The sequence below is a fragment of the Paenimyroides viscosum genome (assembly GCF_003858535.1).
In the GTDB taxonomy this organism is placed as follows: Bacteria; Bacteroidota; Bacteroidia; order Flavobacteriales; family Flavobacteriaceae; genus Flavobacterium; species Flavobacterium viscosum.
Window position 1 is genome coordinate 44,914 of record NZ_RQTJ01000007.1, and the last position, 20,801, is coordinate 65,714.

At 30.5% G+C, this 20,801-nt stretch carries 16 protein-coding genes; 8 read left to right on the forward strand and 8 right to left on the reverse strand.

Annotated elements, in window-relative coordinates; translation table 11 throughout:
* Positions 1-15 precede the first annotated feature (15 nt).
* Genes EG242_RS04605 through EG242_RS04615 form a run of 3 tightly spaced genes read right to left on the reverse strand, consistent with a single transcriptional unit; the run spans position 16 to position 2,008 of the window.
* A complete protein-coding gene (locus EG242_RS04605) occupies positions 16-735 on the reverse strand; it encodes a tRNA threonylcarbamoyladenosine dehydratase (protein WP_124898735.1) in 720 nt (239 codons plus the stop codon).
* Between the two features lie 49 nt (positions 736-784).
* Positions 785-1,420 carry a TatD family hydrolase gene (locus tag EG242_RS04610; RefSeq protein ID WP_124898736.1) on the reverse strand — a complete coding sequence of 212 codons (636 nt, stop codon included), beginning with the start codon at positions 1,418-1,420 and terminating at the stop codon, positions 785-787.
* A 3-nt stretch (positions 1,421-1,423) separates the two neighbouring features.
* On the reverse strand, positions 1,424-2,008 hold the full coding sequence (locus EG242_RS04615) for a DUF1684 domain-containing protein (protein ID WP_124898737.1): 585 nt from the start codon (positions 2,006-2,008) through the stop codon (positions 1,424-1,426).
* Positions 2,009-2,096: 88 nt separating this feature from the next.
* Here EG242_RS04615 and EG242_RS04620 point away from each other — a divergent pair, with 88 nt between their 5' ends.
* Both EG242_RS04620 and EG242_RS04625 read left to right on the forward strand, forming a co-directional pair.
* A complete protein-coding gene (locus EG242_RS04620) occupies positions 2,097-2,504 on the forward strand; it encodes a hypothetical protein (protein ID WP_124898738.1) in 408 nt (135 codons plus the stop codon).
* Between the two features lie 101 nt (positions 2,505-2,605).
* Complete coding sequence (locus EG242_RS04625) at positions 2,606-3,472, forward strand: hypothetical protein (protein WP_124898739.1); 867 nt, start codon at positions 2,606-2,608, stop codon at positions 3,470-3,472.
* A gap of 130 nt (positions 3,473-3,602) precedes the next feature.
* On the opposite strand, the gene EG242_RS04630 is transcribed toward EG242_RS04625, so the two are convergent.
* On the reverse strand, positions 3,603-7,295 hold the full coding sequence (locus EG242_RS04630; RefSeq protein WP_158608843.1) for a metallophosphoesterase: 3,693 nt from the start codon (positions 7,293-7,295) through the stop codon (positions 3,603-3,605).
* Between the two features lie 26 nt (positions 7,296-7,321).
* On the opposite strand from EG242_RS04630, the gene EG242_RS04635 reads away from it, so the two are divergent.
* Entirely contained in the window at positions 7,322-8,503 is a 1,182-nt protein-coding gene (locus tag EG242_RS04635; protein ID WP_124898741.1) for a Pycsar system effector family protein, read from the forward strand.
* On the opposite strand, the gene EG242_RS04640 is transcribed toward EG242_RS04635, so the two are convergent.
* Together EG242_RS04640 and EG242_RS04645 are read right to left on the reverse strand one after the other, a co-directional pair.
* Entirely contained in the window at positions 8,490-10,880 is a 2,391-nt protein-coding gene (locus EG242_RS04640) for a GAF domain-containing protein (RefSeq protein WP_124898742.1), read from the reverse strand. The two genes, EG242_RS04635 and EG242_RS04640, sit on opposite strands and share 14 nt — an antisense overlap.
* A gap of 122 nt (positions 10,881-11,002) precedes the next feature.
* Entirely contained in the window at positions 11,003-11,413 is a 411-nt protein-coding gene (locus EG242_RS04645) for a DUF1573 domain-containing protein (RefSeq protein WP_124898743.1), read from the reverse strand.
* 179 nt (positions 11,414-11,592) lie between these two features.
* Here EG242_RS04645 and EG242_RS04650 point away from each other — a divergent pair, with 179 nt between their 5' ends.
* From EG242_RS04650 to EG242_RS04670, 5 genes are all read left to right on the forward strand, one after another.
* Positions 11,593-12,849 (forward strand): sensor histidine kinase, encoded by a 1,257-nt coding sequence (locus EG242_RS04650; protein ID WP_124898744.1) that lies wholly within the window; start codon positions 11,593-11,595, stop codon positions 12,847-12,849.
* Positions 12,850-12,852: 3 nt separating this feature from the next.
* Positions 12,853-13,530, forward strand: a complete 678-nt coding sequence (locus EG242_RS04655; RefSeq protein WP_124898745.1) for a response regulator transcription factor — start codon at positions 12,853-12,855, stop codon at positions 13,528-13,530.
* Between the two features lie 141 nt (positions 13,531-13,671).
* Positions 13,672-15,690 carry a M43 family zinc metalloprotease gene (locus tag EG242_RS04660; RefSeq protein ID WP_124898746.1) on the forward strand — a complete coding sequence of 673 codons (2,019 nt, stop codon included), beginning with the start codon at positions 13,672-13,674 and terminating at the stop codon, positions 15,688-15,690.
* A gap of 132 nt (positions 15,691-15,822) precedes the next feature.
* Positions 15,823-16,188, forward strand: a complete 366-nt coding sequence (locus EG242_RS04665; protein ID WP_124898747.1) for a BlaI/MecI/CopY family transcriptional regulator — start codon at positions 15,823-15,825, stop codon at positions 16,186-16,188.
* 3 nt (positions 16,189-16,191) lie between these two features.
* On the forward strand, positions 16,192-18,744 hold the full coding sequence (locus tag EG242_RS04670) for a M56 family metallopeptidase (RefSeq protein WP_124898748.1): 2,553 nt from the start codon (positions 16,192-16,194) through the stop codon (positions 18,742-18,744).
* Between the two features lie 118 nt (positions 18,745-18,862).
* On the opposite strand, the gene EG242_RS04675 is transcribed toward EG242_RS04670, so the two are convergent.
* The gene (locus EG242_RS04675) at positions 18,863-19,912 is read right to left on the reverse strand and encodes an AMP-binding protein (protein WP_124898749.1); all 1,050 of its coding nucleotides are present in this window, start codon (positions 19,910-19,912) and stop codon (positions 18,863-18,865) included.
* Between the two features lie 2 nt (positions 19,913-19,914).
* Complete coding sequence (locus tag EG242_RS04680) at positions 19,915-20,799, reverse strand: CPBP family intramembrane glutamic endopeptidase (protein ID WP_124898750.1); 885 nt, start codon at positions 20,797-20,799, stop codon at positions 19,915-19,917.
* Positions 20,800-20,801: the final 2 nt, after the last annotated feature.

Below are 20,801 nucleotides of genomic sequence, written 5' to 3' on the forward strand. Positions count from 1 at the left end.
AATTGCAGGAATTTCTTATTTACTCTTTAACAAATGTCTTATTACTGTTTCTGCAGTATAAAGCCCAAATAAGCCCGGCATATAGCTGTTTGTTCCAAAAAACGATCTTTTATAGTTAGATCCATCGGTCATCTTCAAACTGCTTTCGTCTGGTTTTTCTAACGAAAAAACTGCTTTAACACCTTTGTTTACTCCCAATTTTCGTAAACGTCTTCTAATCACTTTTGCAAGCGGACAAACATCGGTTTTACTAATATCTTTCACAACAACTTTCCCTGCAAGCATTTTACCACCTGCACCCATGTTAGAAATTACTTTAACACGAGCTCTTTTTGCTGCAAGAATTAAATATAATTTCGGCGTTATGCTATCAATACAATCTAAAACGTAATCATAATCTTTCGTAACGATTTCAAAAGCACGTTCGGGTGATAAAAATTCTTGAACACGCGTTAAATTCAATTCCGGATTTATATCCATCAATCGGTCGCCAACAATATCAACTTTTGGTTGCCCAACGGTTGAATGTAACGCCGGCAACTGTCTGTTTACATTGGTAATATCAACTGTATCGCCATCAACAATTGTAATATTACCAACGCCTGCACGTACAATAAATTCTGCCGCAAACGATCCTACACCGCCTAATCCTACAATTAAAACGTTTGCCTTTTTTAAAATTTCAATTCCTTCTGGTTTAAATAATAATTCTGCTCTTTCTTGCCAAACAGCCATTTAATAATAAATTGTGCAAAACTTCTTCGATCGAAAAATCGATTCCCTTTTACTGGTTAAAAACTCTGTTATAATTTTCTTCAATTATAGGCTTTAAATCTATGTTTAAAACACTTTCTGCTTTGCTGTACACTTCAAAAATCGTTTGATCAATCATATCGGTTTCCAAAAAAAGCTGATTCAATGGAATGGTTTTCAGAACATTCTCTAATTCCAGATTCAGTAACAGATATTTCCCAAACGATAGATAAAATCCGTTCTTAATCAAACTTTCGGCTACCTGACTATTCTTTGAAAAACCATGAATAACCATTGGAATGGTTAGTTTTAATTCTTTCTTAATTTCAATGATTTCCTGATATGCAGCAACGCAGTGCAAAATTACCGGTTTTTTATATTTTTCTGCTAAAAGCAACTGTGGAATTAGTATCTTTTTTTGAATTTCTATTGAAGTTTCAATCCGTTTGTCCAAACCGCACTCGCCTACCGCTTTACAGTTAGGTTGTTGAATTGCGTGTTCAATCACAATTAAATCTTCCAGAAAAGTGGTTTCGTTCAGATGCCAAGGATGGATCCCAACTGTAAAATTCGGTAATTCAATATTTACTTCGTTTGGATACTGATTGACAAATTCTACAATTTCGCTGTTGTTTGAAAAGTGATGTGTATGAATGTTGTAATGCATAATTTAGAATTTTACTCCAGCTAAAATTGCCGTTTTCAAAAAATTCACATCGGGCGTTATAGGGCATGAATAGCCTAAAGTATAAGCGCAGTAAGGATGATACGCTTTATTAAAATCTAACATAATCTCATTTCCATCAGGAATTTCGATATCCAGATAGCGTCCTGCTCCGTAAGTTTCATTTCCGCTGGTTTCATCAATAAAAGGTAAAAACAAATGTTTTTTATAACCTTCACGTTTAATTAAATCTATATTTTGATAGACTTCCAATTGAAATTTTTCATTATTGATTGTAAAATGTAAAATACCATAACGTTTATAATCCGGTTGATTTTTACCTGAAGTAGGCATTTTAAAAATCGGCTGATTTTTTAATCGTTCTAAAGTAGCTTTTACGACAAATTTTTCGTTGTAAGGATAAAAATTTAATCCTTTAAAATCTTTTAATTCTTCTTCTTTTAAAGGAGTTGTTTCCTGGTTAAGATATGATTTATTCAGTTCTCTCTGATAGTCCAGAACCTCTTTTTCATTTTGTTGAGAAAAAGTTAAATTGGTAAATAGCAGAAATAGTATAAGTATTTTGTACATGTTTTTTTTTATCAAAATTACATATTTTGTTTTCTAAACAAACACACTAAATATTTAAAATAATCGTTATATGTTAAAAACAGAAAAAATGAAAAAAATTATTTGTAGTGTTATTGGGTTTACCGGATTATTTGCAAATACGCAAGAAACAAGAGTTGAATTAGAGAAGCCTAAACAAACTGTTTATGTCGTTAGATCGGCTGAATTTACAGGCTCTAATACAGGTTTAATAACGGTTTCGGGAAGTTCTACATTAAACGATTTAAAAGAAATTGAGAAAATCGCACAAGATCACGGAATCAGCATTTCGTTTGTGAATCAAAAATTCAACAGAAATCAATTAGAATATACCGAACTTTTATATCAAAATAATGGGAAATGGGAAACATTGACTTTTGGAACCGACTATTTAAAGTTATTGCCTTTTAGTATTACTTTTTCAACCGATAAAAAAGAAGGAAAAGAAACTAAAAAGTTTTCAATTAAAAAACAATAAAAATGATCGATCTAAAAATTCAACAGACATCGTTTATCAAATTATCTAACCAAATTAAAAAGACTGTAAAAGTCTTTTTAATTTTACTTTAAAATTTCGAAATGAAAAAATATATCGTTTTATTGAGTTTTTCTTTGTTATATGCGTGTTCATCAAAATCGCAGGAAACCAATTTTAAAGAAGTTTTTACTTTAGATAAAAAACATACCGAAGTTTCGGGAATGATTTTTCATGCACCAACTCAGAAATTATGGATGTTACAAGATAAAGGAAATCCGTCGGAATTGTATGTTTATTCGGCTGATGGAACTTTTGAAAATACAGTTATCGTGAATAATCAGGAAAATACCGATTGGGAAGATTTATCGCAAGATAAAAACGGAAACATATACATTGGCAATTTTGGCAATAACGACAACAAGCGTAAAGACCTACGCATTTTAAAAGTTGATGCTGCAACAATACAATCTAATTCGGTAAATGTATCGCAAGAAACGACTTTTTATTATGAAGATCAAACCGAATTCCCTCCAAAAAAAAGCAATTTATTATACGATTGTGAAGCGTTTGTAGCTACAAATGAAGCGTTTTACTTGTTTACCAAAAACAGATCTAAAGGTTTTGATGGTGCTTTTTACGTTTACAAAGTACCTAATAAAAACGGAAGTTTTAAAGCAGAGAAAATTGCGACTTTAAAAACCTGCGATCAATATAAAAGTTGTGCCATTACCGGTGCAGCGCTTAATAAAAACGGAAATGAAATTGCTTTTTTAACACACGATAAAGTATTGCTAATTCCGTTTGTGAACGATGATTCTTTTAAACAAGAGAATATTACCACAAAAGAATTAGGACATAATTCGCAAAAAGAAGCCATTACTTTTAAAAGCGACAACCAACTTTTTATGGCAGATGAAAGCGAAAAAGGTAAAAAAGGCGGTACTGTTTTTATGTTAGATTTAAACTAATTTTATAATCCGATATAGAATTATTATTTAGAAAAGTCGTCACTTCAAGTAGTGAAGTGTATCGACAAGTTCGAACTGACGAAAGTGTTAAAATTTCATCTATTAAAAACTTACTAACTAATATTATAAACTAAAAAGTAAAACCAACACCAAAACTTACCAAACTATTTTCTTTGCTGGTAAAAATTCCTACATGCGCGGTGAACGAATCTAAAGCGTTTAGCCATAAACCACCGCCGTAACTATTGTACCATTTATTGTTTGGGTTTAAATTGTTCCATATTTTGCCGGTATCGTATCCTGCATAAATACCGTAACTTAAAGGCAAAATACCATTGGTAATATGTTGCATTTTATAGCGAATATCCTGACTGGTTACAAATGATGTATCGCCCATAAAACGATGTTGACGATATCCACGCAAGCCATTATTTGCTCCTAACGTAGCTGCTTGATAAAAATGATAATCATCGCCAAAAATCTTTTCTAATACATAAGTTGATGACCAAGTAAGTTTTTTATCGTTCGAAATTGGAACAACAAAATTTAGTTTAGAATTCAAATATTGGTGTGTTTTATTAAAATCATCGACAAAAAAACGATTTCCAAACAAAAGCATAAATCCTAAACCAACCGTTGGTTCTTGTTGATTGTCGTAGTTTTCGAATTGATATTTCAAACGTGCACCAACAAAATCGGTTGTATTGTATGAATCATTTAATTTGGTAAACAACTGCTCGTCAATTAAACGGTTATTTGTTTTTTCAATTTTAGTAGATTCATACGTACCTCCGATCAAAAACGAACTTCCGTTTCTGCCTTTCCATTCATAAGCTGGTTTAAATTCTAATTGCGACGTTCTAACTCGATAATAATTATCTTTAAAAGCACTTTTATCATAAGGTGTTAAATTATCAACTCCAAAAAAGTTTCTAGTAAAATTAGACGATGTTGCTAAAGCTTCCACATTCCAATATCCGGCGTTAGAATAATCTTTAAAACTTCCGTTATACGCTGCAAAGATTCCTGATGTGGCAAAATTGAACTTTAAGCGTAACTGATGTTTCTGCGAATATGGGTTTTGGTTGAACTTTTTCATGGTGTACGTTCCGTTTAAACCTAACATTACACCGTTGTCGCGATTGTAACCGGCATCGGGCAAAATAGCCAATACATTTAAAGGCGCTTTACGGTAATCATATTGGTTTAAATTGTACTGATCGCGCAAAACAACACTTGCATTTCCTTTTTCTTCGATCGTTATTGGTTTTGATGCATAATCGAAAATTTTAGTGCTTGTTTTTGATGTAATATTATAAACATCGTTATTTTTACCGCCAATTAATTTTAAACGGATTGATGATTTATCTCCAATAACTTTAATATTATCATCATCATCTAAACCATAAACCCAGATTTCTTTAGTTATTTTTGGTAGATATTTGTAAGTTGCCATTAACGTATCGCCCGATTTTTTATTGCGGTAATGATCAACAATTACTTCATTTTTTGATGTATTTACAATGAACGTATCTTTTTTGTTTGTTCCAACAACAATTCCGTATTTGAATAATTCCTTATAATATTTAGCGGTAAAAGCCACTAATTTTGATCGGCGTTCTTTTAGAATTTCAATAATATCATCGCTATACTGGTTACGAATTTCGGGTGGCAAACTGTTAAAAGCATCTTCAATAACCTCATCGCTCATTCCCTTTACTACTTCATCTGCCGTATTTTGCCAATCTTGCAATGTGGTATTTTGTAAAAAAACTTTATCTAAAGGAAATGCCGATTTTGTTATCCAGCGTGGCTTTCCATAATTACTTTTAAAATGCTGCATGTGGCGCAACGGATTTAATTTATTGGTTAACCTAAGCACTTTTCCGTCAATTTTTGCAAAAGCCTGATCGCGATCTCTCGGTATTGGCTGATAAATTACATCATTGCCTACTTTTTGTTCTACCCAACGCCACTGATCGGCATGACGATCCCAATCACCAATTAAAAAATCGAAAATTCTAGCTCGAAGGTACATTTTATCATCTACCTTATATTTTTCATCTTTTTCTAAATTCACCAATAAATCTTGAGTACTTATAATATCAGAACCGTTACCAAAAGATGCTACACTTGCCTGAGATTTATGCGGACGTTCTTCTATCATATACAATTCATTCCCATAAGTTTCATTGTATTTTCCCAACGCATTTTGTTTTGGTACATAATACAATTTAGGATTGGTATGATACAAATTAACAGCACTTGACAACTTGCTTAATATAAATGCCGTATAAGGATGTGATGTGGTGTAATAATCATCGATAAAATCAAGCACATACGTATCTTCTAACTTATCTTCGATATAGGTATTTTTAAAAATTGCAGATTGTAAAAATTGTTTAGAACTCTTTCGCAAACCTCTCATTACATATTGTTTTCCCTCTTTATCTTGTAATCTTAAAGAAAGTGATTGGTTACCACCACCTGAAATGATCGGAGTTAAACCACCATACAATGTTTCCAAATTTGCTACGGGAGCATTTACTTCAGTTCCATAAATACTGCGGTAATGGTTGCCAAATAAAAAACGGTAGGTATTAGATTTCTGGGTAGTTTCGGGTTTATAAACCGACGCTTTTTTATAAGTTTCTGTAACCTCGGGAAATTTTTGATAATAATCATCAGAACACATAATTGATTTTTGAAAAACAATTTCATTGCCTGTATCGGTCATTTTATGAATGAATAAATCTACGTTGTTATCATTGTAAACTTTTAAAGTAGCAAATCCCAAGCTACCAATTGTATAGCTGGTTGGCTGAACGCTTCGTGTTTCCTCGGTTTTAGATCCGGCTCCGCTAATTAATTGTTTAATACCGTCATGCTCTATATACTGCAAATTATGTTCGTGCCCCGATACAAAAACTACTTGTTCTTGATTTTTTGTCAGTGTTTTTAAACGTTCAACCATTGTTCTGTAATACGTATGCTGCATATCGGCAGGACTTGCACCAGCTGTTTTCCGTAAATAATTTCCAATGCTTCCTAAAATAGGCAATGATATATTTTTATAAGGAAAAAGATGATTTCTTGCAGAAAAATATCCACCGTGCGATCCGTTGGTAATCATTGGATGATGTATTGCTACAACAGTTACTTTATTTTGATTTTTATTGATTAAACTGCGAAATTCTTCAAAAAAATCTTCACGGTTTTTAATAGCACTTTCTTCATTAATATTAGGGTGTTTATCCCAATTTTGAATAAACCATTCACTATCAATAGTAATAATTGTAAGTTTTTCGTTCACTTCAAGTGCATCAATGGCATCGTGTTTTTTAGGTAGAAAAGACTTCTTTCCCAACTTACTTTCCACATATTCTTTCTGTTCTAGCAAACCATCCAACCCATGATACCAATCATGGTTTCCAGCTAAAAAAATAGTTTTCCCATTTACAAAATCAGCCAATTTTATTTGGGCATTTAGCTTTTCTTCTGCCAATAAACGATCTTTATCGCCAACTTTTGGCATTCCTAACGGATAAATATTATCGCCAATAAATAATAAAGTTTTATCGTTGTTATTTTCTTGTAAATACCCTTGAACCGTTTGTAATAATTGTTGCCCTTGTGGTTCATTTGCGTTGCCGGCATCGCCTACCACAACAATTTCATGCAATAATTCGCCTTGAACTTCGTTAGTTATCATATCACGAGAAAAATCCTTACCAACTTGTTCATGAAAAGATGCACACGCATTTAATAAAAAAATGATAAAAGCAAAAGTGAGAATCTTTGCTATATGTAAGTTAATTTTCATAATTTTAAAGTGTAAAAAATTCATCAATGGAACTTTTATTAAAAGCCGAGGCATACATTTTTAACCTATTCAAAGATAAACTATCTTCTGAATATATTTATCATGATTATTTACATACTTTACGAGTAGTAACTGCGGTAAATGAACTGATAAAAGGCGAGCGTATTTTAGAGCCCGATGCTACAAATTTAAAGCTTGCAGCTTGGTTCCATGATGCAGGATACATTTTGGGTTGCGATAATCATGAAGAAAGAAGTTGTGAAATTTTTAAAGATTTTATTAAAGAATACACGTTTAAAAATGTAGATATTGAACAAGTTTGTAGCTTGATTTTAGCCACTAAATGTGTGCATTTTCCAACAAATTTATTGGAAATGTGTATGAAAGATGCCGATTTTTATCATTTCACCTTAGATAATTACAGTGAACTTGCAGATTTACTTAAAAAGGAAATTGAAACAACGTGCACACAGCAATTAACCGATGTTGATTGGTGTACCCAGAATTTAAATGTTTTAAGTAAAAATCATTATTATTTTACAGATTATGCTAAAGAAAATTGGCAACCAAAAAAAGAACAAAATATATTTAAGCTTCGCGAAAATTTAGATAAATTAAAACTTAACAAAAAAAGTAAGAATAAACAAATTAAAGAGAAAAAACTCGAGAAATTAGATCGACCGGAAAGAGGCATTGAAACACTTTTTCGTACAACTTTAAACAATCATACCCAATTAAGTGCCATTGCAGATAGTAAAGCAAATATTTTACTATCGGTAAATTCTATTATTATATCTATTTCGTTAACGGCAATTATTCCAAAATTAGACAGTCCTAGTAATGCACATTTAATTATACCCACATTTATATTACTGATTTTCAGTGTTATTACAATTGTTTATACCATTTTAGCAACCAAACCTAAAGTAAGTTCTAACAGCATTACTAAACAAGATATTGAACAACGCAAAGCCAATATTTTGTTTTTTGGAAACTTTCATCAACTACCATTAACCGATTTTAATGATGCTATGAACGATTTAATGAAAGACCGTGATTATTTGTACGATACATTGATAAAAGATTTGTACTATTTAGGATTGGTTTTAAATAAAAAATACAGAATGTTAAGCATTTCATACACCGTTTTTATGTACGGAATTATTATATCGGTAGCTGCTTTTTGTATCGCTTTTATACGAATTTAGTTAAGTAATCTACATAATTTGTATAAGAGAATATTTTAAAATTATCATTGTTAAAATGGGTATTAATTGTTACACGCAAAGCTTTTAGATCAGTAATATCTTGTAAATCTTCAACGGTGATATCTTCTGTTTCGCCTATAAAATAATCTTGATTCTTTAAAAAATCTATATAACTTAAATAATCTTTTTTATCGGTTTCGTTTAAATAAACAATGGTTAATTTATTGGCTTGTACCAAACGTTCGTTTGTATTTTTAACCATTGCTTTCGCCAAACGTTTTTTAATCACTTCAAAACGAATATCGTCATTATTTTCTACATCAAATCTTTTTTCATCTAATCTAAATTTAATAAAAATAGGTTCATTGTAAACTAAAATTAAGCTGGTTAAATCCATATCAAAACTTAAATTCTGCTTTAAATCTTGATGCATTATCACCACTTTACACATAACCTGCAGCTGCCATAAACGCAAATTATACAAATACATAGAATCGTAAATTTGTGTAGGTGAAATACTACTGCCTATATACAAGTTATGCTCTACGCCATCGGTTCTGAATCGTTCAAAATAATGTGGATAAACGGTTTGCACAGCAGTTTGTTCAGAATCTAAAACATCGGTTAAAAGCTTATTAACAGTTTGTATAGCTAAATCGTATTTTTTACGCTGATGCCAAAAGCGCTGGTGTTTTTCATCTAACTGCTTATTGTATTTTTGAATAATGTTATGATATTCCTCTTTCTCACTTAACTGTTTAAATAACGGATGAATAGTATCTATAATATATCTATGAATCTGTGCTTCGGCTACAAACTGATGTGTTTTTAACTGATTTTGAAAGAAAACGATTTCATTGATACGTTGCTGAAACAACAAATTTTCTTCTTTTGGTTTAATAAATTCCAGCACATTCATAATTTCTTTTAACTGCCTGCGTAAATCGGTAAGCATAGCTTTGTTTCTAAATTTTGTAGAAGACTGAATATCGGTTTCACCATACAACGGAAAAATATTTTCGAATTCAATTTCTTTTAAAACCGTTTCTGTTTTGTGAGTTTTGGCAAAATAATAGTTTTTTGCTTGTTCTTCAAATTTCCAGTTTACACTCGGGTGAAATGCAGTATATTCTCGCTGAATAATGGCATCTAATTCATTTTTAATATCAATTTGATATTTTATAAATGTGTCATTAATTAACGGCATTACATCATTAAGTTTATTAGCATTAACCGTGTGCAAGGCAAAAGGAATGCTGCTGGTAATTTCTACGTATGCCTGATAAGAATCGGTTTTTTTAATAGGTGCCAAAATAAAACTGCGAATGCCTTTAGTTTGTAGATAATCTAAATACGGAATCCATTCTTTGTGGTTGTACAACTCTAAAATATCGGTAACACAGTAATAATCAACCGTATTATTAAATTGTTTAAAGAATTTTTTCGCAGCACTTAAAATTTCTTTTGAAACAGTTGCAGATACATGAAAATAGCTTTTAAAATTGACTACTAAAGGCAATTCAATAAAATCATACAAAACATCGTTTACAAAGAAAATACCGTAATCTATACTTTTCTCTTTAAATATCGATCTAAAAATTTGTTTACCTTCGGCCAAACTCATACCTTCTTGTCCGGGTTTCAACAGATTTGTTTTAATGCTTGATATGGTATTCTCTATGGTAACATCGGTCAGCGTAATAATTCCAAAACCTTTAAGAATCCAGCTATGTATTGGGAATTTTTCTTTCCACACAGAAATATCGTTGTAACTGCGTTTTAAAACTTTAATATCATCTTGTGTTATTTTTAATGCTTTATCTGTCGGAATCAACTCTGTAAAATCGCCATTAAATGTAATTCTATAGTGTTTTATTACTCCGTTTTTATCTGGAATATCGTAAAACATGGGGCGCGACAAATCAAAATTTTCACCATAACAACTGTTTAAAATTAAACAACAACTAAAAATATAATACTGATCGTTGTTAAAATCGCGAAAATTAATTTCGAAATCCTCTCCTGCTTCGCTGATTATTTTTTGAAAACGCTGAGTAAAATTAAAGTTGAAGTTTTGAAAAGGTAAACTCACCGCTTTTATTTCATTTGCTGTTAATGCTGTAGGAAATAAATCTGCCAACAAATTATGAATCAACGGTAAATTGTTATAAATAAGTTTTCTAGATGTAATACCATCATACAATTCGGGCACTTTAGCAACTTCAGCCAGTAATGACTGTGCGTAAATTGCACGATAAGGCGTTTCGGTTTCCTTAGCGATTTCTTTTAACGCATCAATAACTTTATGGAAAGAAATTACAGAATAAAATGGACTTTGATTAAAATAATCGATACCTAAATTCAACTCGTCACTCATAAATTAACAGCTTTTTACAAATGTACAATTTTGAGTGGTTTGTTTTATTTTGAACAACTAATAAAAAAAACGAACACTAATTAAAGTGTTCGTTTAAAAACTAAATTTGGGCAAGTAATTAATTATTTTGCCACAACTGTTCCTTTGAATGTTAATTGTTTTGATGAATCGCTGTCGCTGGTCGTTACAGTTACAGTTTTTGTAAAAGCACCAACACCCGCCGCATTATAAATCGCATTTACATATCCTGTTTTTCCAGGAGCGATTGATTCTTTACTGTAATCAGTAGCTGTACAACCACAAGCCGCTCTTACAGCAGTTATTAAAACTGGTTTTGAAGTAGTATTTTTAAATTCAAACGGAATGGTTTTAGGTGTTCCTTGTGGAATTTGTCCAACATCAATTGTTTCAGCTTTCCATGAAATCACAACATCAGCTACATTTTCTATAATTTTGCTTACATTTAAAACGGATGCCGAAGCTGGAATTACTGCTAACATTAGTGCAATTACTGAGATTTTTAAAATTTTCATAATTAATAATTTAAAGATTAAACTAATTTTGATTTGTTATAGAACAAAAGTATTAAGTCATTCATTTGTCTATTGTTAACCGCTTTCAATCTTTTGTTAATGAGTTGTTAATCGTAAATAAATTGGCTTCATTTTAATTAATATTGCTTTGTGTAATCAATATTATAGAGAAATTTCTATTGAAAATAAAAAAACTTAATATCATCATTGCTTTAGGATTGGTTGCAACCATTGGTATTCTAATTGTTCAACTTATCTGGACTTACAAATCATTTACGTTAGAAGAAAAGAAATTTTCGCAGAAAATTCATATTGCATTGTTAGAAGTTGCTCGTAAATTATATGAAAACAATGGACATGAATTTGCGAATAAAGATTTGATTCAGAGGGTTTCAAACGATTATTACATCGTTAATGTAAATGACAATATTGAACCCAAAGTTCTAGAACATTACCTTAAAACCGAATTTTCTAAATTTAACATCGTAACTGATTATGAATATGCGATTTACAATTGCGAAAGTGACGATATGATGTATGGAAAATACATTTCGATTGATGATGATTTAAAACCGAAAAAGACAATTGAATTCCCAAAATCAAATGAGTTGGTTTATTATTTTGCGATTCGTTTTCCACAAGAAACTTCCTATTTAATCAGTTCTTTGCGGTTTTGGTTTATTCTATCTTTTGCGTTAATTGTTATTCTTTTAGTTTATGTTTATTCAATTTATACGATTATCCAACATAAAAAATATTCGGAATTGCAGCGTGATTTCATCAACAATATGACCCACGAATTCAAAACGCCTCTATCCTCTATTCTACTCGCATCCAACTACTTGAGTAATCAAGATGCAATTAAAAATGATACAAAACTGGAAACTTATACTTCCATCATCACAACACAAGGAAAAAAACTTAATAATCATATTGAAAAAATACTGAATATCGCTAGAAATGATGAATTTGCATTGGCAATCAATCCTATAAAAATAAAATTGCTTCCATTTTTGAGTGATATTGTAGAACCGCTGCAATTAAAACATGAAAATTTAAAAATTGAAATTGATGTTAATGCTAACGAAACAATTTTTGCTGATGAATTTCATTTTACAAATGTCGTACACAATTTAATTGATAATTCCATTAAATACAGCGAAGAAAAACCGGAAATAAAAATAACATCAACCCGCAAAGACAAAGAATTGAAATTGGAATTTGCAGATAATGGAATTGGAATTCCGCCAAAAAATATTTCTTTTATATTTGATAAATTTCACCGCGTTTCCAACAAAAAAAGTACTGAAGTGAATGGTTTTGGCTTGGGTTTATTTTATGTAAAAAAGATTGTACAACAGCATCATTGGAAGATTTCTGCAAGAAACAATCCTAATAAAGGTTTAACGATTTCAATCACTTTTCCTAATTCTTAAACAATGAAATATAGAATTTTATACGCTGAAGACGATGAAACTATTGCATTTTTAACGCAAGATAGTTTGCAACCAAACTATGAGGTGGTCCATTGTACGGACGGAAAATCGGCTTTGGAAAAGTTCAAATCTGATTTATTTGATATTTGTTTGTTTGACATTATGATGCCAAAATTAGACGGATTTGAATTGGCGCAGGAAATAAGAAATCTTGATTCTGAAATCCCTATCATCTTTATTTCAGCCAAAACATTAAAAGAAGATAAAATTAAAGGTTTGAAAATTGGCGCAGATGATTATCTTGTAAAACCTTTCAGCATTGAAGAATTAATCCTGAAAATTGAAATTTTCCTAAAAAGAACACAGAAAAATAACTCCGAAACTTATCTACCAAAAGTCGGGAAATATACTTTTGACACAAAAAATTATAAACTTATTTTTGAAAATGAAACTGTTACACTCACTCAACGTGAATCGGAACTGCTGAATTATTTCATTAACCATAAAAATACAGTTGTAAAACGCGAAGAAATATTGAAAGCACTTTGGGGTGACGATGATTATTTCATGGGAAGAAGTTTAGATGTTTTTATATCAAGGCTTCGTAAAATTTTTGCAGATGATGATTCTGTTTCAATTGAAAATTTGCATGGAATAGGCTTTAAGTTTTTTGAAAGGTAGTATAGTAATTTCACAATCTGTTATTTAATAGTAAGTAGATATAAGTTTGATTTTAAATTTAATCAAAAAAATAACAACTTTATTTATTAAACGAATCAAACATGTTAATTTTTATTTATTTTTGACAAAAAATAACAATATATGAAACACCTATTTACTATTACTTTTCTCTTTTTTGCCTTATTACTAAATGCCCAAACAGAACGTCTTGAAAACACTTGTGGTACAGAATATATACTTGCAGAAGATTATGACAGCCAATTTGAGAAATTTTACCAAAAACAGATTGAATTAAAATCTAAAAATCCAGTTACTTATTATATTCCTGTAGTTTTTCATATTATACATGCCGGCGAACCTCTTGGAATTGGATCAAACATTCCTGATGTAAATATTTATAATGTATTAGAAGGATTGAATAATCATTTTAAAAATAACCACAATCATCCTAGCAATGGTAATACTAGTATACAATTTGTACTAGCTACCAAAGCACCAAATGGATCTTGCTCTACAGGTATTAATCGTGTTAATTTTGGTAATAACCAAAGCTATGTACAATACGGAAATGCATATACAACCGCAAACAATGGTGTTGATGCAACTGCAATAAGATCATTATCTAATTGGAATTCTAATCAATATTATAATATTTGGGTTGTAAATAAAATAACATCATCATCAAACGTTGCTGCCTATGCTTATTACCCAACTGCACATGGCAAAACACATGATGGAACATTTATTGCTTCACAATATGTTAATAGTACTCCCAGCGAAATACTTACACATGAATTGGGGCACAGTTTAAATTTAATGCATACTTTCGAAGGATCAACAGGTACAAACTGTCCGGCACAAGTTAATGGTTGCGGTGCAGACGGTGATTGTGTTGCAGATACTCCACCACATACAAAAACGCATGCAAACGATTTAGTTTTAACTGCCGCAAATAGTTGTTCTGGAAACAACAATTCTACTTATAAGCACAATTATATGTCTTATGCCAATAATGAGTTTCAAAAAGTCTTTACACCTTTACAAATTGCCAGAATGCAAAGTGCAATTACTTTTTATAGATCATCGTATTTGCCAGCTACTAATAGTGTTTTTAAAATGACTCAAGCACCACAAGCTCAGTTTTTGATAAACAATAGTATTTCGTATTACAAACAGTTTTTTTGTATTGGTGCGCCAATTACTTTAAGAAATACCTCCACTTGTTTCTTGAATACGTTTAATAATACCACTTTAGCTAATTATAGTAGTAAATGGGTTGTTACTAAAAATGGTCAAACAATACTTACCTTAACAGAACCTAACCCTACAATTACGCTAAACCAAACAGGAACTTACAGTATTACCTTAACTGCAACAAATAATATAGGATCAAATAGTATTACAAAAAATAATATTATTGAAATTCTTCCAAGTAGCACTAAAAGTTACTGTGCACCAACTTCTTTTAATCTTGGTAATTTTAGGTATTCAATTAATAATGTAAAACTGCATTATATAAATAACAGCACGCCTATTGGAATTAATCAAGGCTATACAGATTTTAGCTGTACAAATATAACACAAGCTGCGTTTGACAAGCCTAATAAATTGGACATTACAGTATCTAACAATCATAGTTCTGTTAATGACAACTTAATTCTTCAAGGTTATATAGATTATAATGATAATGGAACATTTGAATCAAGCGAATTAATATTGCAAGAAACAATACCACCGTTGACTGACAATAAAGTATATTCTTATAATTTTTTACCACCAACAAATGTTAAAAAAGGGGAAGTGTTAAGAATGAGAATTATTAGTGAACGTACAAGTATTACAAATGCAAAATTAAATTGTACAACACAGTATAACATTGGGGATATAGAAGATTATGGAGTTATTTTTGCAACGAGTCTTTCAATAGATGAATTAGAAAAACAGAAATATAACATTTATCCAAACCCGGTAGAAAATACGTTAAATATTAATTCGGATAATTCTGACGAAAAATCAATAACTATATATACAACTTCAGGTCAGTTAATAAAAAATTTAAAAACTACCGATGAAAATTTATCAATCGATGTTTCTCAACTTTCTTCCGGAACATATATTTTAAATATAAATAACGTTCCTTATAAGTTTATAAAAAAATAAGCAGAAAGCCCTAAAGATTTTAGGGCTTTTTTTTATATTCAAAAACAATCAACTAAAAAAATAGTTTAAAAACTAAATAAATAGTTGTATAACTAAAATTTTAGTTTACATTTGTGATATCAAAACAGAAGTATGGAAAAGCTGACGAATAAAGAAGAAGAAATAATGCAGGTTATATGGCAACTGAAAAAAGTATTTGTAAACGATATTTTAGAAGAGATGCCAGAACCTAAACCACATTACAACACACTTTCTACCATTGTGCGTTTGTTGGAAGAAAAAGGATTTCTTGCACATAAAAGCTACGGTAAATCGCATCAATATTACCCAATAATCAGTTTAGAAGCTTATCGCGGTGTTTTTGTGAAAGATTCTATTAAAAAATATTTTGGTAATTCGGTTTCAAATTTGGTCAATTATTTTGTTAAAGAAGAAGAATTATCACAGACTGAAATTGACGAGCTGATGAAAATCATTGAAATCAATCAAAAAAAATAGCTTATGCATCCGTTTCTTGATTATATTTTAAAAGCAAATTTACTGCTGATCTTTTTCGGACTTTTTTATCTGATCTTTTTAAAAAGAGAAACTTTTTATCAGTTAAACCGTTGGTATTTTATAGGATCAATTATCGTTGCAATCACGGCTCCGCTGGTAACTTTTACAAAAACGGTTTTGGTTGATCCAATTCCTGTTGAATATTTTGTGACTGATTACGAAACTACTGTTATTAAGGAAGTTGTTGAAGAACCATCGTTTTTAGAAACCATCGATTTGCAACAAATGGCAGTTTACTTGATTCTTTTTATAAGTTTCATTTTAATAATTCGAAAAATATATGCTGTTACAAAACTGTATCGTTCTATAAAAAAACTGCCAAGTTTAGGAGTCTCAAACATTAAGATTTCTGCAGATAGTAAAACTGTTTACTCTTTTTATCAATGGATTGTTGTTCCGGAGAACTTTTTTCAATGGCAAAATCACCAACTGATTTTAGACCATGAAAGCATCCACTTAAAGCAAAAACACACATTTGATCTTATTTTAGTTGAATTAGTTGCTGCGGTTTTCTGGTTCAATCCGTTGGTAAAAGTAATGCAGCGGGCTATAAACACCAATCTGGAATTTATTGTGGATCAAAAAATGATTGAAACAACAGAAAGTGTGCTGTATCAAAAAAATCTGTTGCAGTTTCAAACGCAACACACAATTCAATTTGTGAATTCGTACAATGCAAGCGAAATTAAAAACCGCATTTTACAAATAAACTCTAAAAAATCAACAAATATGAAAAAACTTAAATTTTTATTAGCAACACCGGCTTTGGTGGCTTTCTTTGCCTTGTTTCAGATTGAAACAGTAGCACAAATTAAAGAAAATATTGAAGTGCAGGAAATCGAAGAAACTTCTTTTTTAGTAAGAGAAAACTTTACAAAAGATGATTTTGAAAAACTATCCCAAACCCTTAAAGAAGATTTTAATATTGAGTTTAGTGTACGAAACATTAAGTATGATAACAACAAAATTAAATCTTTAGATTATACCATTAGAAATAATGATTATAAAATATCCTCATCGGAAAGATCATTAGATAAAAACATTGAACCGTTTTTAATAGTTGTAAATTTAAACAAAGCCGAACCATTTAAAGTTGAAAAATATTCTGCTAAACCTACATACTCTTATACAGTTGACAACCAATTTGAACCCAATTTTATAATTACAGATGATGAATGGAAAGATGGAAGTTGGACAAAAAAAATAAGTGAGAATCAAACAGTAACTTTTTTAATTGATGGTAAAAAAAGTTCAAAAGGAGCCGCTTATACTTTAAATCCAAAAGATATTTTATCTATTAGCGTTCATAGAGATCAAAAAACAAAAGATAAATTTAATGAAGCTGTTGATAATCTTGTAATAATCAAAACTAAAAAGATAAAAGATATAACGAATTTAGAGAAAGATTTAGAACTATTACTTTCTGACAGGAAAGCTTTTGACAGAATTGCATCAAAATATCCTATTTATGTAGATGATGTGCTTTTGACTAAAAAGCAATTAAAGGATTTTGATACTAAAACAATAAGATCAATGTCTGTTGATGAAAATGTGACCGAAATTAAATTAACAACAAGAACTAGCGAAACTGAAACATTCTTATTTAAAATTGCAGATGATAATACAGATAAACCTTCTAATAAAATCCTTATCAATGGTAAAGAATCAACTGAAGAAGAATTAAGAAACCACATTAATAAAATAAATCAGCAAAGAAAAGACAGTCTTTCCTCTTCAAACAAAATACAAGTACAAAAACTAAATGATAAAGACACTCATGTCACTATAAAAGGCATAGGTAGTTCGTCAAATGATAAGATAGTTTATATTGTTGATGGTAAAGAAATAAATCCTAGCGATTTCAGGAAAATTTATCCCGGTGATATTGAACGTATTGATGTTTTAAAAGATAAAAAAGCAATTGAAAAATACGGGGATAAAGCAAAAGACGGTGTATTGTTAATTACAACAAAAGCTAAAAAAGATGCTGCAGTATATACTAATAGTGGTAAAGAATTTTTCGAAAAACTAAAAAAAGCAGCTCAAAAGAAAAAAGAAGAACAAGAAATGAACAGAGCTGCCTCTTTAAAACAGAAAACGCAAGCTTTAAACGCAAGAGAATTAGCAATGAAGAAAAGAAACGAAGTTGCCGAGAGAAAAGAGATTGTTTTACAAAGTAGAAAAGAAAGGGAAAAAAGTCGTCAGCAACTTTTAAAGAAAAGAAACGAAATTTCAGAAAAAACACAACAGCGTAGAAAAGAACGAGAAAATCAACGTCAAGAACTTTTAGCTAAAAGAAAGGAAACTATTGTTGTTTCAAACAAAAAATCGGATAAAGAGTTATTAAACAACGATTATAAAACTTTAACTGATATCTTTAAGGATGTTAATAAATCGGTGAAAGATATCGAAGATGAGAACTTTAAAATTACATCGGTTAAAGCTTCTATAACTCGGGAAGATGGAACTAAAGTGGAATTATCTGAAGTTTATTAAACAAAAATCCTCTTATATTAAGAGGATTTCCTGTTTTATTTAAAACGATTTAACGTGAATACTTTTTAAAAGAATGAAAATAGTTACCCTAAACTATTTTCTAAAAATGTAAACTTTGTTAAACTTGAACTGATTCATTAATTGTTTCTCTTCTTAAAACTTTTCCGGTAGGAGTTTCTTTAAACTTGTTTACGAAAATAGTTTCTTTGGGTTTTTCAAATTTTTCTAAACTAGAAAATGCTTCGGGTACTAATGTGTAAGGAGCATGTTCTATAACTAAAACCAATTTTTGACCTAACTCTACATCTTCTTTTCCAATTACATAAAAACGGTACGGAATATAGTCTGCCAGTTTTTGTTCAATAATTTCGGGTACCAATTTTACGCCACCGCTATTAACCAAATTGTCGTATCTGCCAATCCATGCAAACTGGATATCATTGGGCATTTCAACCAAGTCATTGGTTACAATTAAATTATCAGAAACCAAAGGAGCTTCAATAACCAAACAACCTCTTTCATCTTGCGAAATATTAGCGTGTGGTAACACTGTAAAATAATTTTCATTAATACGTTTAGCAGCAATATGGGTAATTGTTTCGGTCATTCCGTATGTTTCGTAAACATTTACCATCATTTCGTTTAAAATGCTCTTGGTATTCTCGTTTAATTTTGCTCCGCCAACAATCAAGGTTTTACATTGTTCTATTTGTGTTATAGAATTATGTACTTGTAAGGGCACCATTGCAACAAAATCGTAAATTTTGTCATTGTTTTTTAAAGGTTCTTTGGTTGGGTTCACAAAATCGAGTTCTAAACCAAGTACAACTGCACGAATAAACATCATTTTACCTGCAATATAATGTGTAGGTAAACAAAGTAAGGCTTTGTCTTTGGGCTGAAGCCTAAAAAACTCACCTGTTGCCAAGGCAGATGCTTCCATGGCTTCTTTGCTTAATTTTACTTCTTTAGGTTTTCCTGTGGTACCAGAGGTGGTTAAACTTATATAATCATTATCATCAAACCATTCTAAAATTAAATTACCTAAATCTTTTTCATGTGCTTCACCATCGCGAATTAAAGTAATTGCTAATTCGCTTATGCTTTCTTTATTGTAAGTGTGTCCATTAAGCTTAAAATCGGGGTGTATGCAAATTTTCTTTTCCATAATTAAATAGCTTTAAATAATTTTTGTTGCCAATTTGCCCAATTGTACTTTTTTGAAAATATATATAACAAGATAGGAAAAATAATAAAGACCTGTATAAAAATTTCATAAATATTTGATTCGCCATCAAAAACAAAAAGTGCATCTGTTTGAAAAACAGCCGATTCTGTAGTTATAAAAAGGGCTCCGAAAAGATTATTTGCTGCATGAAAACCTAAGGCAAGCTCTAAACCGTCATCCATAAGCGTCATAATTGCTAATGCCAAACCACAACCAATATAAAATATCATTATAGAAAAACCCATGCTTGAAACTTCTGGATTACTAAAATGCATCAATCCAAAAATTATAGATGTAGAAAACAAAGCTACTGCCCTATTTTTAGATATAAATGCCATAAACTGCATAAAATATCCTCTAAAAAAATATTCTTCAAAGCTGGTTTGTATCGGTATAAAAATTAATGCAATTATAAGCAATGGTATAAATGCGGTGATGTTAAACTGAAACTGATAACTCTCAGGTTCTAAAGCATAACTTATCGCTAAAAGAATCAAATTAAAGAAAAACCATAACGAAAACGAAAAGAAGATTCGGTTCCAATCTACTTTTGTTCTTGCAGTTGTTAATTGTTTTACAGAATATCCATGTATAAACTTCCACCATAAAAAAAGCAATAGTAGAAAAAAAGCAAATGGAATAAGCAATGTTAACAACGTACCGTTTTTTCCTAATTTAATAATTGTATCTTCGATAACTGCCGAAGAATTTACTGCCATTAGTTTAGATGCAATAATGTTTAGCGCCATAAAACCTAAAAAACAAAACACGTAAGGCATGTATTTTAAAATGCTTGAAGAATCTTTATTAAATTGTTTTAAATACATAA